Source organism: Pontibacter silvestris (assembly GCF_020907275.1).
Lineage (GTDB): Bacteria > Bacteroidota > Bacteroidia > Cytophagales > Hymenobacteraceae > Pontibacter > Pontibacter silvestris.
In genome coordinates this window covers 157975-172732 of sequence record NZ_JAJJWI010000008.1, presented here as the reverse complement: position 1 = coordinate 172732, position 14758 = coordinate 157975, and the positions used below count along the sequence as shown (strand labels likewise).

Annotated in this window: 16 protein-coding genes and 1 tRNA gene; 11 read left to right on the top strand and 6 right to left on the bottom strand. The window is 43.4% G+C overall.

Annotated elements, in window-relative coordinates; genetic code table 11:
* Positions 1 to 5: 5 nt before the first annotated feature.
* The 6 genes from panD (at position 6) to LN995_RS09495 (ending at position 5090) form a co-directional block, all read left to right on the top strand.
* Complete coding sequence (panD, locus tag LN995_RS09520; RefSeq protein ID WP_229960688.1) at positions 6 to 353, top strand: aspartate 1-decarboxylase; 348 nt, start codon at positions 6 to 8, stop codon at positions 351 to 353.
* Between the two features lie 9 nt (positions 354 to 362).
* Entirely contained in the window at positions 363 to 1412 is a 1050-nt protein-coding gene (locus LN995_RS09515) for a lysylphosphatidylglycerol synthase transmembrane domain-containing protein (protein ID WP_229960686.1), read from the top strand.
* The gene (gene rfaE2, locus LN995_RS09510) at positions 1396 to 1887 is read left to right on the top strand and encodes a D-glycero-beta-D-manno-heptose 1-phosphate adenylyltransferase (protein ID WP_229960684.1); all 492 of its coding nucleotides are present in this window, start codon (positions 1396 to 1398) and stop codon (positions 1885 to 1887) included. The genes LN995_RS09515 and rfaE2 overlap by 17 nt, the downstream gene beginning before the upstream one ends.
* A 7-nt stretch (positions 1888 to 1894) precedes the next feature.
* On the top strand, positions 1895 to 2575 hold the full coding sequence (locus LN995_RS09505) for a zinc metallopeptidase (RefSeq protein ID WP_229960683.1): 681 nt from the start codon (positions 1895 to 1897) through the stop codon (positions 2573 to 2575).
* A 290-nt stretch (positions 2576 to 2865) separates the two neighbouring features.
* A complete protein-coding gene (locus LN995_RS09500; RefSeq protein WP_229960681.1) occupies positions 2866 to 4005 on the top strand; it encodes an acyl-CoA dehydrogenase family protein in 1140 nt (379 codons plus the stop codon).
* A gap of 158 nt (positions 4006 to 4163) precedes the next feature.
* Positions 4164 to 5090: an AraC family transcriptional regulator gene (locus tag LN995_RS09495; protein ID WP_229960679.1), complete on the top strand. Its 927-nt coding sequence runs from the start codon at positions 4164 to 4166 to the stop codon at positions 5088 to 5090.
* Here the strand turns inward: LN995_RS09495 and LN995_RS09490 are convergent.
* Genes LN995_RS09490 through LN995_RS09480 form a run of 3 tightly spaced genes read right to left on the bottom strand, consistent with a single transcriptional unit; the run spans position 5073 to position 6824 of the window.
* Positions 5073 to 5840, bottom strand: a complete 768-nt coding sequence (locus tag LN995_RS09490) for a geranylgeranylglyceryl/heptaprenylglyceryl phosphate synthase (RefSeq protein WP_229960677.1) — start codon at positions 5838 to 5840, stop codon at positions 5073 to 5075. The two genes, LN995_RS09495 and LN995_RS09490, sit on opposite strands and share 18 nt — an antisense overlap.
* A complete protein-coding gene (locus LN995_RS09485; protein ID WP_229960675.1) occupies positions 5830 to 6447 on the bottom strand; it encodes a hypothetical protein in 618 nt (205 codons plus the stop codon). Before LN995_RS09485 ends, LN995_RS09490 begins: the two co-directional genes overlap by 11 nt.
* Positions 6444 to 6824: a phage holin family protein gene (locus LN995_RS09480; RefSeq protein WP_229960673.1), complete on the bottom strand. Its 381-nt coding sequence runs from the start codon at positions 6822 to 6824 to the stop codon at positions 6444 to 6446. Before LN995_RS09480 ends, LN995_RS09485 begins: the two co-directional genes overlap by 4 nt.
* Before the next feature lie 160 nt (positions 6825 to 6984).
* Here LN995_RS09480 and LN995_RS09475 point away from each other — a divergent pair, with 160 nt between their 5' ends.
* Positions 6985 to 8079, top strand: a complete 1095-nt coding sequence (locus tag LN995_RS09475) for a tetratricopeptide repeat protein (RefSeq protein ID WP_317206941.1) — start codon at positions 6985 to 6987, stop codon at positions 8077 to 8079.
* A 151-nt stretch (positions 8080 to 8230) separates the two neighbouring features.
* Here LN995_RS09475 and LN995_RS09470 read toward each other — a convergent pair.
* Positions 8231 to 8303, bottom strand: a tRNA-Phe gene (locus tag LN995_RS09470).
* A 166-nt stretch (positions 8304 to 8469) separates the two neighbouring features.
* On the opposite strand from LN995_RS09470, the gene LN995_RS09465 reads away from it, so the two are divergent.
* The 4 genes from LN995_RS09465 (at position 8470) to LN995_RS22030 (ending at position 13364) form a co-directional block, all read left to right on the top strand.
* On the top strand, positions 8470 to 9843 hold the full coding sequence (locus LN995_RS09465) for a 4Fe-4S dicluster domain-containing protein (protein WP_229960669.1): 1374 nt from the start codon (positions 8470 to 8472) through the stop codon (positions 9841 to 9843).
* A gap of 159 nt (positions 9844 to 10002) precedes the next feature.
* Positions 10003 to 10824 (top strand): (Fe-S)-binding protein, encoded by an 822-nt coding sequence (locus LN995_RS09460; protein ID WP_229960667.1) that lies wholly within the window; start codon positions 10003 to 10005, stop codon positions 10822 to 10824.
* Positions 10825 to 10914: 90 nt separating this feature from the next.
* Complete coding sequence (locus LN995_RS09455; protein WP_229960665.1) at positions 10915 to 11397, top strand: hypothetical protein; 483 nt, start codon at positions 10915 to 10917, stop codon at positions 11395 to 11397.
* A 26-nt stretch (positions 11398 to 11423) separates the two neighbouring features.
* Positions 11424 to 13364 carry an OmpA family protein gene (locus LN995_RS22030; protein ID WP_317206939.1) on the top strand — a complete coding sequence of 647 codons (1941 nt, stop codon included), beginning with the start codon at positions 11424 to 11426 and terminating at the stop codon, positions 13362 to 13364.
* 292 nt (positions 13365 to 13656) lie between these two features.
* Here LN995_RS22030 and LN995_RS09440 read toward each other — a convergent pair whose 3' ends face one another.
* Entirely contained in the window at positions 13657 to 14004 is a 348-nt protein-coding gene (locus tag LN995_RS09440) for a sensor histidine kinase (RefSeq protein ID WP_417629325.1), read from the bottom strand.
* 10 nt (positions 14005 to 14014) lie between these two features.
* On the bottom strand, positions 14015 to 14734 hold the full coding sequence (locus LN995_RS09435) for a PAS domain-containing protein (protein WP_229960661.1): 720 nt from the start codon (positions 14732 to 14734) through the stop codon (positions 14015 to 14017).
* Between the last annotated feature and the right edge of the window lie 24 nt (positions 14735 to 14758).

Genomic DNA, 14758 nt, shown 5'->3' with positions numbered 1-14758 from the left:
AAACCATGTATATCGAGGTTTTAAAATCAAAAATCCACCGCTGTAAGGTAACTCAGGCAGAACTGCACTATGTAGGTAGCATCACCATAGATGAAGACCTGATGGATGCCGCTAATATTGTGGAAAACGAGAAAGTGCAAATCGTTAATGTTAATAACGGAGAGCGATTTGAGACTTATGTTATAAAAGGCGAGCGCAGAACTGGTACTGTGTGTTTAAATGGCCCTGCGGCACGTAAAGTGCAGGTGGGCGATGTTGTAATTATAATTTCTTACTGCAGCATCAAATTTGAAGATGCTAAAAGCCATACCCCCACACTTGTATTCCCTGATCAGCACAACCGCCTGGTGTAGCCCCTCTGAATGAAGAAACTGCTCTCGTTTTTAAAGTACGCTCTGTTATTAGCTGTGTCGGCTTTGCTGATGTGGTACGCACTAAAGGAGCTGGACTTTAAAAAAGTGTGGGAGGAACTTCATAATGCAGATTATGTGTGGGTAGGTGTCTCTCTCGTGATGGGCGCGGCTGCTTACTTTAGCCGCGCCCATCGTTGGAAGATGCAGATTGACCCGACAGGTTATCATCCGTCTTTTGCCAATACATATAATGCGATGATGGTTTGCTACCTGGCAAACCTGGTGCTACCCCGGGCAGGAGAGGTAATACGTTGCAGTATGCTAAAGCGTACAGATGATGTGCCTGTTAATACCGCTTTAGGTACTGTTATAGCAGAACGTTTTATAGATATGATTATGCTGGCGGTGGCAGTAGGCCTCGCTTTTTTGTTTGAGTTCTACAGAATCAGGGACTTCTTTTTAGATCTGCTGACAGATAAGTACAATAGCTTGGAACAAGCAGGGGCCTCTTTATATTGGCTAGGTGTTTTGCTAATTGTATTAATGGTGGTGCTTCTGATATCCGGTGCTATTTTTCTGAAGCGACTACGCCGTAACACGTACTTCTTAAAGATTGTCTCTTTTATGAAGGGAATCTTGCAGGGAGTGTTTAGTGTAGCGAAAGTAAAGAACCAGGGGCTGTTCTGGGGCCATACCGTGTTTGTATGGTTCATGTACTACACTTCCAGCTTAGTGGTGTTTTATGCATTGCCAGGTACAAGTGATTTGTCCTGGAGTGCAGGACTTTCTGTGTTGGTGGTAGGCAGTTTAGGAATGGCGGCACCTGTGCAGGGTGGAGTGGGCGTGTACCATCTGCTGGTGCAGTCTACATTGTTGCTTTACGGAGTCCCTAAGGAAGCTGGTATGGCTTTCGCCTTGTTAGCCCATACTTCACAAACGCTTTTGGTTGTTGTAATGGGAGTGCTTAGTTTTATAGCGAGTATGCTGCAACGCAATAAAGTTGCTGTTCAGCCTGCCGAAGTAGAACAAACAGCACATTACCATGAACTCGACCGATAAAATTTTTACTGTCTCACAACTGCAGAACCGCCTGCAAATCTGGCATAACCAGAACCAGACAATTGTCTTCACCAACGGCTGCTTCGATCTGCTACACCTCGGCCATGTCGATTACCTGGAGAAAGCCCGTAGCCTGGGCGATAAACTAGTGCTTGGTCTTAACACTGATGCCTCCATTAGTCGTATCAAAGGTCCGAGCCGTCCGCTCCAGGACGAAACGTCCCGGGCCAGAATTATGGCATCTTTATTGTTTATAGATGCAGTAGTGCTTTTTAACGAAGATACCCCCCTTGAGCTTATAAAGATCGTACAACCAGATATACTGGTAAAAGGTGATGATTACACCGTAGAAAGTATAGTAGGGCACGAGGTCGTATTGGCCAGGGGGGGAGAAGTAAAAACTGTTCCGCTCGTTAAAGGGTACTCTACAACAAATATTGTAAAGAAAATAGAGCAACAACTTAAACTAAAGTAAAATAGCTATGCTAGGTATATATTTCATAGGTATTATTTTTATGCTGGTAAGCATGGCCGTTAGTGCCCGCTTAAAAAGCAAATTTCAAAAGTACTCCCAGACACCGCTTAGTTCGGGCCTTAGTGGCCGTGAAATAGCCGAGATGATGCTGGCGGACAATGGCATAACAGATGTTCGTGTAATTTCGGTAGCGGGTAAGTTAACAGACCACTACAACCCTGCAGACAAAACCGTGAACCTCAGCGAATATGTGTATGAAGCACGTAGTGCAGCTGCTGCTGCCGTAGCTGCGCACGAATGTGGCCACGCTGTGCAGCATGCAAAGGCTTATAGCTTCTTGAAGTTCCGTTCTGCCATGGTGCCAGCGTTAAGCATTGCCTCACGTTACATGCAGTGGATTATACTGATTGGTATCTTTATGCTGCAGACAACTCCAATTCCATTGGCGATAGGGGTAGCTTTGTTTGGTCTTACTACTATCTTTAGTTTTATAACACTGCCGGTGGAGTTTGACGCAAGTAAACGTGCCCTGGCCTGGATAGACCAACGTGGTGTGGTAACAACGCAAGAGCATGGCATGGCTAAAGATGCGCTTAAGTGGGCTGCGCTTACTTACGTAGTGGCTGCTTTAGGTTCTTTGGCAACCTTGCTGTACTACGTATCCCTGTTACTTGGCCGTCGCGATTAATACTGCTTTAAATCTGCCTAATATATTTAGCGCCACCTGTTCTTAGAGCAGGTGGCGCTTCTTTTACTGTCCGGTTGTTACTCTTTCAGGTTCGTTGCTGTTATGCTGTATTGGAGAAATCTGTTAACAGGTTATACTTTTAAACTGCGTAGCGTAAACTATTAGTATGCTATAGTTGCTAAACTTTGCAGAGTGTATATTTGTTATGCATGCATACAATATAGCAGTAAATTTATAGTTTTGTATAAGAGTGACCAGTGTTTAACCATATTTTTCATCCTACTTTAGATATGAACTTTCAATTAACAGAAGAGCAATTGGCAGTACAGGCTGCCGCACGTGAATTTGCACAAAATGAACTATTGCCTGGCGTTATTGAGCGCGATGAACACCAGAAGTTCCCAGCGGAACAAATCAGGAAAATGGGAGAGTTAGGTTTTATGGGTATGATGGTTGACCCAAAATACAATGGTGGTGGAATGGATACTATATCCTATGTGCTGGCAATGGAGGAAATTTCTAAAATAGACGCCTCTGCTTCTGTTGCTATGTCTGTTAATAATTCGCTGGTATGCTGGGGGCTTGAAAAGTATGGTTCAGAAGAGCAGAAACAAAAATACCTGACACGTTTAGCAACCGGCGAGATCATAGGTGCTTTCTGTTTGTCAGAGCCTGAAGCAGGCTCTGATGCTACTTCTCAACAGACCACTGCTGAAGATATGGGAGACTATTACCTGTTGAATGGAACAAAGAACTGGATTACCAATGGCAGTACAGCATCAGTGTATTTGGTTATTGCACAGACACACCCTGAAAAGGGCCACCGTGGTATAAATGCTTTAATTGTAGAGAGAGGTGCAGAAGGGTTTGTGGTTGGCGCTAAAGAAAACAAATTAGGAATTCGTGGGTCTGACACACATTCGCTGATGTTTACAGACGTGAAAGTGCCAAAGGAGAACCGAATAGGAGAAGACGGCTTTGGGTTTAAGTTTGCTATGTCCACATTGGCCGGAGGTCGCATAGGTATTGCTGCTCAGGCTTTAGGCATTGCTTCTGGTGCCTTTGAACTGGCGCTTAAATACTCTAAAGAACGTAAAGCATTTGGGGTGGAAATAGCGAAACACCAGGCTATACAATTTAAGCTTGCTGAAATGGCTACAAACATTGAGGCTGCCCGTCTGTTGTGCCAGCAAGCTGCCTATGATAAGGATGTACATCAGGATTATGGTAAATCTGGTGCTATGGCAAAGCTTTTTGCATCAAAAGTAGCTATGGATACAACTATAGAAGCGGTACAAGTGCATGGTGGCTATGGTTTCGTAAAAGAGTACCATGTAGAGCGTTTAATGCGTGATGCTAAGATTACCCAGATATATGAAGGCACTTCTGAGATACAGAAAATAGTAATTTCAAGAGAGTTACTTAAGTAAAAAAGAGCTTAAGTAGTTGCTAGATAGCTATTTAATTGTATTTTAAGAATTGGCAAAATAAAATATATTATTTAAGTTTTTTGAATTTTATAAAGATTAATCTTAGATTTAGGCCAAATTTAAAGAATTTATAGTAATAAAGTTAGTGGGTAACACACATGGAAGATTACAATAAAATTATTGAATCGCTTGGGGTGCGCTTCATTAAGGCTAAGAACCTGGTGTTGCAACAGCCTTTCACGGTTCGCAACTTCTACGATGTAGGCAATAACCTGATCCTGCTTCATAAAGGTAGCATCTTCTTTGGGGGAGAAGAGCAAATGGTTGAAGAGGGAGAGTTGTTGTTTATACCTGGTGGTCGAAGCACACAAGTAACGTATGGTCCTGTTGGCGAAGGAAGAACTATCTCAAATGATGATTTGATCACTAACAGAGAGAAATTCTACAGAAGCAACAACGATCTGGACCTGATTGGTGACGCAGAAGAGAGCCACAGTTATGTAAGTTTTGAGGCAAAAGTATTTGACTCAGTTAATTTCTTTGCATCGCTGGATGTGCCGGCTTTCCTGATTTCTAATAACAATAAACTGGCCAATCTGGTTATTAAAGTTGTAGAGGAGAGCATGCAGGAGTTGCCTGGCAAAGAGCGTCTGATCAGCCTGTATACAGAGCAAATTGTGGTAGAGATTGTGCGCCATATTCTGCGTAACAGAATGTTCGTTGAGCAGCTGGCGACAAACAGTACTTATTTCAAAGACCCTCGTCTTATTGACCTGTTCAACTATATTAAAGAGAACATTGGCGGCGACCTTTCTAATAAAGTGCTTTCAAATGTAGCAAACGTGTCTGAGGATTATGTTGGACAGTATTTTAAAATGCTGACAGGCATCAACCCACAAGACTATATTGAATATCAGCGTATGGAGCGTGCAGTATTCTTACTGCGCACGACTAAGAAGAGTATTCGCGAAATTGGTAAAGATGTAGGTTACAAAGATACTGCTTACTTCTGCCGTCGCTTTAAAATGATGTTTGGTATACCTGCCGGTAAAATGCGTCGTCGTGAATCAGCGACAAACATCTAAGGTAATATTGTACGAAGCTATAATACCAGAAACCTCGGCCAAAAAGCCGGGGTTTTTTTCTATGTGGTTACCAACAACTAGTACGTCTGCGCCAGCTTCTAAAGCTGCCCTGGCCTTATCTGGTGTATTTATGCCTCCTCCAACTATAAGAGGAATTTCTACTGCCTGTCGTACAGCAGCAATCATTTCTGTTGAAACAGGATATTGGGCCCCGCTTCCACCATCTAAATAGATGTAGTTAAGGCCTAATAGTTCTCCAGCCATGGCTGTACAAGCTGCAATAGCAGGCTTGTCGTAAGGAATAGGGGTGGTACCACTCATGTAAGAGGCGGTAGTTTGTCGGCCAGAGTCTATTAGCATATAACCTGTCGGATAAACTTGGAGCTGGCTTGCCTTAAGCATGGGAGCTGAAACTACATGCTGCCCAATCAGAAACTCTGGGTTGCGGCCCGAAATAAGCGAAAGCAGCAGAATGCCGTCTGCCTGGTTATTTATGTGCTGGCTGTTGCTTGGGAAAAGAATAACAGGCGTAGTGCTGTTGTCTTTTATCAGGCCAATAATTGCTGCCTGGTTATTAGTAGTGATAAGGCTGCCACCTACAAAAAAGAAATCAACAGGGTTAGCTTTGCTCAGCGAGAGCAGCTGCAGGCAGCTAGCCTTATTTAGGTTGTCTGGGTCTAACAGTACCGCTAAGTGCTTTCTGCCTGATAATTGCTGTTTTTGTCTCTGGTGAAGGTTATCAAAGGGCATCCTTTTCCGGATAAATATATTCTGTGCTGTCTACTTCTATTACCTTGATAGGCGCAGGTTCAGGTGCAATATCGGTATTTTCAGGAACTCTGTTTAAATATTCTTCTATCTTTTTAGTAGCGTAGACCATCGCCAGTGCTGCCAGCTGATTAGTTACCAACTGAGCCAGCTCAGATTTTATAAAGCTTTTACCACCTTCAGTTTTTTTTTTATCTGAGTCCTGAGGATGGTTTGCCGTTTCAGAAGAGAGAATATGGTAGTTGCTCTCTGTAGAATAACCTCCGTCTATTCTGTAGCCCATTTCATCATAAGTAGCATTAGGGTCACGCTTAGGTAAAGTTTCTTTGCTTTTCTTCCCTTTCTTTAGCTTTGGAGACTTTACTTTAGGTGGTTTTACTTTGTTTTTTTTCTTTCCCCCGCTAAACAAACGCCGAACAAGGAAACCAGCTAGCAAAACGCCACCTGCCACGGCTGCTTTTTTGCCTATTTCCTGTCCTTGGCTCTTAATCTGTTCTACATCACCCATCAGGGCATTTTTATATTCTTCTTTCTGGCGCTCTAATAAATCTCGCTCGTTGTTAAATAGGGGGTTGTTTAGCTCACTCATATTGATTCTTCTCTTTTGTCTGATTTGTAAATAGTATTATCAAAAGTTTTGTCGGCTATGCCCTGGAACACCTTCTTATCGAGCCCAATTACCAGCACCACTGTTAGAATTATGTAGATAAGTGCTATAATTCCAAAACCCCAAAACGAGCTGCCAAGTAGGTGGTTAAGCAGTAAACCTAAGAAAATGTTTAAGAATATAAAACTCATAAAAGCGGCAAAACCTAACAAAATCACGTGAAGAAGACCAACAAAAGAAGCTTTTAGCTTTTCCTGTATCTCCAGCCGTATAATGTCAATGCGGGTATCGATGTACCCCATCAAGTGCTCTATAAGATTGTTGTTTTTCTCGCGTGTGCCGTTGTCTTGTGTAGCCATAATATTTTTTAGCTTTTTTATACTTTCTCTGTATACGAGGGTATACTTAAAAATTTACAGAAAGTATGAACTGTTAAAAAGTTAGTACGAATTTTGATGTATATTGCTCATTAATAGTTATTTTTAAGACTAATCTTTTTATAGATTTGCCTGCTTGGATTTGAATTACTATAGTATTCTGGGTATAAGCCAAACTGCCACCTCTAAGGAGGTTAAACTAGCTTATAAACAGCTAGCGATAAAATATCACCCTGATAAGAACCCTGGTAATGCGCGTGCCGAAGAACTGTTTAAGTTAATAAATGCAGCGTACCAGGTACTATCCAATCCCAATAAACGAGCACAATACGACTTTAAGTTACATTATCAGCAGCAACAGCGGCAAATTGTAAGGCAACAACAGCCATATTATGACACACGCTACCGCCAAACAAGGCCACCTGCTTCTGTGTCGGAGCGGCATTACCACAAGCGTCGGGCCAATAAGCGCTTCTCTAAAAAAGACCTGTACATTACCTTGATTTTTATAGCCGGCATCCTGCTTTTTAGCTTTTTGCTTAAAGGCATTATGGATTACGTTACTGGCGAAGATAAGTATGAAACTGCTGTTGCTTATATGGAGGATGGCAAATATAGCAGTGCTCATAGCTTGTTGTCAGATGCTATACGTTTTATGCCTAACAATGCTGAACCCTATGAGGCCAGGGCCAGTCTTGAACTAAACGTGTACGAAAACTATAAGGCAGCTCTACACGACCTTAATAAAGCCATTGCCCTGGAGGAGGAGCCATCGGCACAGGCTTATTATATGAGAGGGCAGAGCTTGTTACAGCTAACAGAGTATGAAAAAGCGGAAGCTGATTTAACTTATGCGCTGGAATTAGATAAAGAACTGTGGGAAGCATACCTGGCGCGGGGAGAGGTAAGGTTGTTTTACCTGAATAACTACGAGGATGCTATTGCAGACTTATCTGCTTATCTGGATCATGGAAGTAGTAGCGGAAAGAAATTGGTAGATGCCCTGACATATCGTGGATTCGCTTACTATAAAACAGCAGCTTTTTCTGCTGCAGAGAGAGACTACACCAGAGGGCTGGCTGAAGACAAAGAAAATGGCAGGCTACATTATTTACTTGGCAGGAACCAACTAAGGCAGCAGCAGCAGGATTCTGCCTGTGTACATTTCAACAAAGCTTATAACTTGGGTTATTCAGCAGCGTTGCTGGAGTTAAGGGCAAACTGCCACAGATTATAACCCCTTTCTTGAGCTACTGTGCTTTTCGAGAAATTAAAAATGTTGTACAGGGGAGCGCAACACACGATAAGCGAAAATAGATGCTGATAAAGAAGAAGTATGAAGAGGATATAAAACAAGGAAGCCCCACCGGTTAAGGCGAGGCTTTTTGTGGTGATGATTGGAATCGAACCAACGACACAAGGATTTTCAGTCCTTTGCTCTACCAACTGAGCTACATCACCAGCTCTGTTGTTTGCCCTTGTTCCGAAAGGGTATGCAAAAGTAGTAAGGAACTTTTAAGATGCAAACATTGCAGCAGAATTTTTTTTAAAAAATCTTTAGGCAGCTTTATTCTGTATATATCTGTATATTTTGTCGTAAATTAGTATGCATAACGAATAATTTACCGTGATAAAACTTGAGAACATAATCTTTCTGATTGTAGCGGCTGCAGGCATTGGCCTTTTTATATGGCAGATCCGCAAGATTCGTAAAAACGTACTGATGGGCCGCGACCTGGATATCACAGATAATCCGTCAGAGCGTGTTAAAAAGACGTTATTGGTGGCCTTTGGTCAGCAGAAAATGTTTAAGCGCATGCTGCCCGCAGTGCTGCACTTATTTGTATATGTAGGTTTCCTGGTTATCAATGTAGAGGTAATTGAAATACTGATTGATGGCATATCCGGCTCTCATAGGGTATTAGGTTTTCTGGGGCCGGTGTACAATGCCTTAATGTTTATCAACGAAATATTGGCGGCTCTTGTCATTGTGGCTTGTGCCATTTTTCTGTGGCGACGTAATATAATAAAGGTGCCGCGGCTTTCACGAGGCGTTGAAATGCGTGCCTGGCCAAAAGTAGATGCCAATACTATTCTCATTATTGAGATTGTGTTGATGTTCGCGCTGTTTGCCTTCAACATAGCCGGGCTAAAACTAGCCGAACTAGAAGGCGTTGCAGCAGTTGGCCGCTACCCTGTCAGTTCATTGTTTGTAAACCTGTTTGGAAATAACCCTGAAACACTGCATACAATTGAGCGTGCAGGCTGGTGGTTTCATATTATAGGTATTCTCGCCTTTATGAATTATCTGCCAAGCTCCAAGCACTTTCATATTATTATGGCTTTCCCCAACGTGTATTATTCTAAGCTGTTGCCGAAAGGTAAATTTACCACTAACCCAGCCATCACACATGAGATTAAAGCAATGCTGGACCCAAGCTATCAGCCGCCAACTCCTAAAACAGATGCAGAAGGCAATCCTGTTATAGAGCGTTTTGGTGCCAAAGATGTGGAAGACTTGACCTGGAAACAATTAATGGACTCCTATACCTGTACAGAATGTGGTCGCTGCACTGCTGTTTGCCCGGCCAACGTAACAGGTAAGCTGCTTTCGCCACGCAAGATTGTAATGGACACTCGTGACAGACTAGAGGAAAAGGGAGAGAGGCCAGCTATTTTTGCGCCAAACCACTACAAAGAGCTGGGAGTAGAGCGTGTGCATGTAACGGAAGAGAACACATTGCTGCGCGGCTATATAACGCCAGAAGAACTATGGGCCTGTACCACTTGTAATGCGTGTGTCGAAGCATGCCCGGTAGGTATAGATCAGTTGTCTACCATTATGGACCTGCGCCGCTTCCTAGTGCTGGAAGAGTCCGCTGCGCCAGCTTCGCTTAATACCATGTTCACCAACATAGAAAATAATGGAGCTCCCTGGGCTTTCTCGCCTGCAGATCGCTTTAACTGGTCAGAGGAACTCTATGTACCAAACAAAAATTAGGTTTAAGAAATTAGAAGTTAGATATTAGACTGTAGATTAACCTCCTTACGTTGGAGAATGATGAACAGTATCAATAGCTCTGGATCAGGAACATTAAATGATAATGTTTTCCAGATCTAACATCTAGCGTTTAAAGTCTAACATCTCAATATAAATCAGATGGAAGAAAATAAAAGATTAGTGAAAGTGCCTACAATGGCTGAGATGGCTGCCAATGGCGAAGAACCTGAGATTCTTTTCTGGGTAGGTTGTGCGGGCTCTTTCGATGACCGTTATAAAAGAGTAACACGTGCCTTTGTACAGATACTGGAGCACATAGGTATAAAGTATGCTGTGTTGGGTACAGAAGAAAGCTGTACAGGGGAGCCTGCCAAGCGTGCCGGTAATGAGTTCCTGTTCCAGATGCAGGCTATTACCAATATAGAGGTAATGAATGCTTATAATGTAAAAAAGATTGTAACAGCTTGCCCGCACTGCTTTAATACCATCAAAAATGAATATCCTGACCTTGGCGGGAACTACGAAGTAATTCACCATTCCACTTACCTGCAGCAGCTAATAAACGAAGGCAAAGTGCGTTTACAAGGAGGAGGAGACTTTAAAGGTCGCCGTATTACATATCATGATTCCTGCTATCTTGGCAGGGCCAACGATATTTATGAAGCTCCGCGTGATGTGTTAGCAGCCTTGGATGCTGACCTGGTAGAGATGAAGCGCATCAGGGCAAACGGCCTTTGCTGTGGAGCAGGAGGGGCGCAAATGTTCAAAGAGCCGGAGCCTGGCAGAAAAGACATAAATGTAGAAAGAACAGAAGAGGCCTTGGCAACTTTAGGGCAACAAGGAGACAGTGTTATAGCCACGGCATGTCCTTTCTGTATGGTAATGATGACGGACGGAGTGAAGAACAAGGAACAGGAAGAAAACGTAAAGGTTTTTGATATAGCCGAACTGATTGCTCAGGCCGAAGGCCTTAGTCGTTAGTGCTGCTGTTCCTCTCCAGTTTTTTGTGAATTTCTGTACGGAATATTGTCTTAGAGCAATAAATAATTTATTTAGGAGTAACCCAGAACTATGTATATACCGTTTGACCAATTGCCGCCGCAAGCGCGCCTTTGGATATATCAGGCAAACAGACCTTTAACAGAGGCTGAGCAAACCGAAATAAAACCATTGTTAGAGCGTTTTGCTACCGACTGGAGTAGCCACGGGAGAGGCTTGCAAGCTTCGGCACAATTACTACATAAACAGTTTCTGGTGCTGGCCAATAACGAAAGTGCAACTGCTGCCAGTGGATGTTCTATAGATAAGTCCGTTAATTTTGTACGGGAGCTGGAACAGCACTTTAATGTCGCTTTCTTTGATCGTACACAACTGGCCTTTCTGAAAGATGGAAATGTAGAAATGGTTGGCATGCAGGAGCTGAAAGCGAAAGTTGCGGCTGGCGAAATAGATGAAAATACCTTATACTTTGATACCTTAGTGAATAATTACGGAGACCTGCAAGCAGAATGGCCAAAGCCTGCCCGCCAAAGCTGGCTCTCCAGATACTTCTGATCCGGCTAATTCAAAAATACGTGTTCATGCATCAAACGCTAAAACTAAAACCTAAAGCCTGTCAACTAAAGCTTATTGGTATTTACTTATTTCTTTTACTGATGGTTGGTGCCTGTGGTGCAGGCAGGTATATCAGTAAAGGAGATAAACGCTTTGAGCAGGAGCAGTATCAGAGCGCAATAGAATATTACCAGCGTGCTTTAGGAAAGGCTGATAACTCAGGAGAGTTAAACTATAAAGTAGCAGAAGCTTACCGTTTGTCGAACAGGTTATCGCAGGCGGAAGAGTATTATAACGCTGCTCTGGACGCAAACTACCGCAAAGAAGATATATATTACTACTATGGCATGGCCCTTAAGGCTAATGGGAAGTATGAGCAGGCACAGGGGCAGCTACGCGATTATGTTAGGGTAGGTACTAATTCTAGGTTAAAAGCGCTTGCACAACGTGAACTTGAAAACTACAATGCCTTAAACAGTATCCTTCGTAAAGCTCCTGCTTTTGAAGTCAGGAACCTGGATACCTTAAACACCGATGCCTCTGAGTTCGCTCCTGCTGTAGCAGATAATGAACTGTATTTTTCTTCTACCCGGGGCGGACAAGAATATAGCGGCAATGGAGAAGGGTTTCTGGATATTTATGTCACTTCAATGGGTGACAGTGCCATAGGAGGGAATGTCCGGAAAGTGGAGGGGATAAATTCAGATGATCTGCATGAGGCTTATCCTACTTTTACTAACGAGGGCCGCACGATGGTGTTTGCCCGTGGTAACGAAGGAACAAAGAAAGGCCGGCAGAATGTGGACCTGTTTGTTTCCTACTTCCGCTCTAATGCCTGGACTGAACCTAAAATTTTAGGTATCAGTGATCCGCAAGCGTGGGACTCTTCCCCGGCTTTCTCTCCGGATGGAAAAACGTTGTACTTCTCGTCTAACCGTAGAGGGACGCTTGGCGGTAATGATATTTACAGGACTACAATAGATGGGAACGGCCGTTTTTCAACACCTGAAAACCTGGGGCCGGAAATAAACACACAAGGTAACGAAAGCTTTGTTTATGTAGCACCGGATGGCACGCTGTATATTGCCTCTGACGGCTTGCCAGGTTTAGGTAACCTTGATTTATTCAGGATAGAGGACGGAAAGCCTGTAAACTTAGGTGCTCCCCTTAATTCCCCCGGCGATGATTTTGGTATCTTCTATAAAGATGAAGCTACAGGTTATTTCTCTTCTAACAGAGATGGAGGAAGTGGTGGAGATGATATTTACAGTTTCACAGAGTCAGTACCAAAGCAGGTAAACTTTGTTGTTGATGGTACTTTGCTGCAACTGCGCGACGGAGCTCGACAGCAAACGGTGGTGCCAAACCATACAGTAGTGCTGCAAAATGAGGCAGGAGAGAGGCTTCAGGAAACGCAGACAGATACCAAAGGTAAGTTTACCTTTGAGCTTGAGCCGGAATCTACTTACTCTTTGATATCTCAAAAGCCAAATTTCTTTACAGCCCGGCAACAAATTACTACAGCGGGAAAAACACCTCCAGAAGATCAGTTGCAGGAGGGCGAAAACGAAGTGCGCCTGACAGCTACACTGGTGCTCAACGAAATTGTAAGAGATAAGCCAATTGTGCTGGAAAACATCTATTATGACTTGGATAAAGCTAATATCCGTCCGGATGCCGCAGCAGAGCTGGATAAGCTGGTACAGATACTAAAAGATAACCCGGGCATTTCTATTGAACTTAGCTCACATACCGACGTTCGTGGCAGTGATGAATACAACCAGGACCTGTCGCAGCGTCGTGCTGAGGCTGCCGTAGAATACATTATCTCACAAGGTATAGACAGAGACCGCATTACAGCCAGAGGTTATGGCGAGAGCCAGCTTATTGTAAAAAATGCACAGACAGAGGAAGAGCATCAGCGCAACCGCCGCACCGAGTTTAGAGTAATACGTGTGCAGGAGTAGTAGCTTAAAACCTAAACAATAAGCAGAAAGGCTGCCGGAATTTACTCCGGCAGCCTTTCTGCTTATTGTTTAAAAAGCTGAGACTGCACCTGCAAAGTGCAGGAACGAAAAGGCTGAGTTACTACTGCAAGAGGCTAAAGTCTTAAGCTTTTGTCATTAACATAGCTGGGTTCCTGACTTTTATAACCAAAGCCTGTCCGGCTTACAGGTTCTTTTACAGAGAGCGCACCGATACTTGTGGTCAAAACAGAGTTGGCGATGGGCTATCAGGGCATATAGGGTGCAACTGCTTTTATTTAACTTTAGGAACCTCAATATAGGATGTAGTACCTTTGTCTTCCTGGCTTTCAAACCAGATCTGGCCCTGATGCCACTCCACAATAGTTTTGATAATGGACATGCCCAATCCCACGGAGGGTTCATCTTTGATGCCAAGGCGTCGGGCACGGGTGAATTTATCAAACAAAGTAGCATGATACTTTTCTGGAATACCGATGCCTGTGTCAGATATTTTAAATAACACCGTTTCCTCCTTTTCTTCCAACGCCAGGGTAATTTCACCGCCATCCGGAGTAAACTTTATTGCGTTCGACAGCAGGTTATTGATCGCCTGCATGAATTTGTTGTCATCCAGATACAAGAAAAGGGTATCAATCGGAGTAACAAAATGGAAAGTTTATTAATGGGCTTGCCCGGTACTCCTGCATCATTTCTTTTAGCTTAATGACCAGGTCCACTCTTCTTTTAATTAACTCCACATTAGCGGACTCCAGAAACTCCTGCTTCACAAAATCCTGAATGAGCTGTATACCTTGCTTGCTGCTCCTTTCAATGATACTGATGACCTGCTGCATTTGCTTGAGTTCGGCATCATCTTTTATATTATCACCCAGCATGGCAGACAGGGCTTGGATATTGGCCAGTGGCCCAGCCAGATCATGGGAGAGGATGTTGAGAATAGCGTTCTTCTTGTTGGAGTACTTTTTCAGAACATCATTGTACTCCTTCTGAGCAGTGATATCCTGGGCATAGCCGATAATAAGCCCCTCTTCTGTCATCCGGGGCCTCAGGCAAACCCACCGCTGGCTTTTGTTGCGGAGTATAATCCGGAACTCTATATCATTGATAAGAACCCCTTCCTGCAGCTCGTGGTAAACTTGCTGTACATGTAGTCTATCTTCCTGGTGAATACTCTTCCATAAAGAAGTCGGATCATTCATCACTGTTCTGTGACTCCTGTTCCAAAGTTTTTCAAAGGCAGGGTTTAGAAAAGTGAACTGGGTAGACGCGATGTCGAAAGCAAAAGCTATCAGATCGGTCCCTTTGGTGAAAGTCAGTAAAACATCAAGCGCAGATTTTTCAGATGCCATATAACAGCATAACGCTGTTATCCC

What these genes read in the sequence shown, in the direction of transcription:
- LN995_RS09490 (WP_229960677.1), bottom strand. Translation starts at nt 5,840, where the DNA reads ATGCCCTTTGATAACCTTCACCAGAGACAAAAACAGCAATTATCAGGC.
- LN995_RS09505 (WP_229960683.1), top strand. Translation starts at nt 1,895, where the DNA reads ATGCTAGGTATATATTTCATAGGTATTATTTTTATGCTGGTAAGCATG.
- panD (WP_229960688.1), top strand. Translation starts at nt 6, where the DNA reads ATGTATATCGAGGTTTTAAAATCAAAAATCCACCGCTGTAAGGTAACT.
- LN995_RS09480 (WP_229960673.1), bottom strand. Translation starts at nt 6,824, where the DNA reads ATGGCTACACAAGACAACGGCACACGCGAGAAAAACAACAATCTTATA.
- LN995_RS09515 (WP_229960686.1), top strand. Translation starts at nt 363, where the DNA reads ATGAAGAAACTGCTCTCGTTTTTAAAGTACGCTCTGTTATTAGCTGTG.
- LN995_RS09460 (WP_229960667.1), top strand. Translation starts at nt 10,003, where the DNA reads ATGGAAGAAAATAAAAGATTAGTGAAAGTGCCTACAATGGCTGAGATG.
- LN995_RS09455 (WP_229960665.1), top strand. Translation starts at nt 10,915, where the DNA reads ATGTATATACCGTTTGACCAATTGCCGCCGCAAGCGCGCCTTTGGATA.
- LN995_RS09500 (WP_229960681.1), top strand. Translation starts at nt 2,866, where the DNA reads ATGAACTTTCAATTAACAGAAGAGCAATTGGCAGTACAGGCTGCCGCA.
- rfaE2 (WP_229960684.1), top strand. Translation starts at nt 1,396, where the DNA reads ATGAACTCGACCGATAAAATTTTTACTGTCTCACAACTGCAGAACCGC.
- LN995_RS09495 (WP_229960679.1), top strand. Translation starts at nt 4,164, where the DNA reads ATGGAAGATTACAATAAAATTATTGAATCGCTTGGGGTGCGCTTCATT.
- LN995_RS22030 (WP_317206939.1), top strand. Translation starts at nt 11,424, where the DNA reads ATGCATCAAACGCTAAAACTAAAACCTAAAGCCTGTCAACTAAAGCTT.
- LN995_RS09485 (WP_229960675.1), bottom strand. Translation starts at nt 6,447, where the DNA reads ATGAGTGAGCTAAACAACCCCCTATTTAACAACGAGCGAGATTTATTA.
- LN995_RS09435 (WP_229960661.1), bottom strand. Translation starts at nt 14,734, where the DNA reads ATGGCATCTGAAAAATCTGCGCTTGATGTTTTACTGACTTTCACCAAA.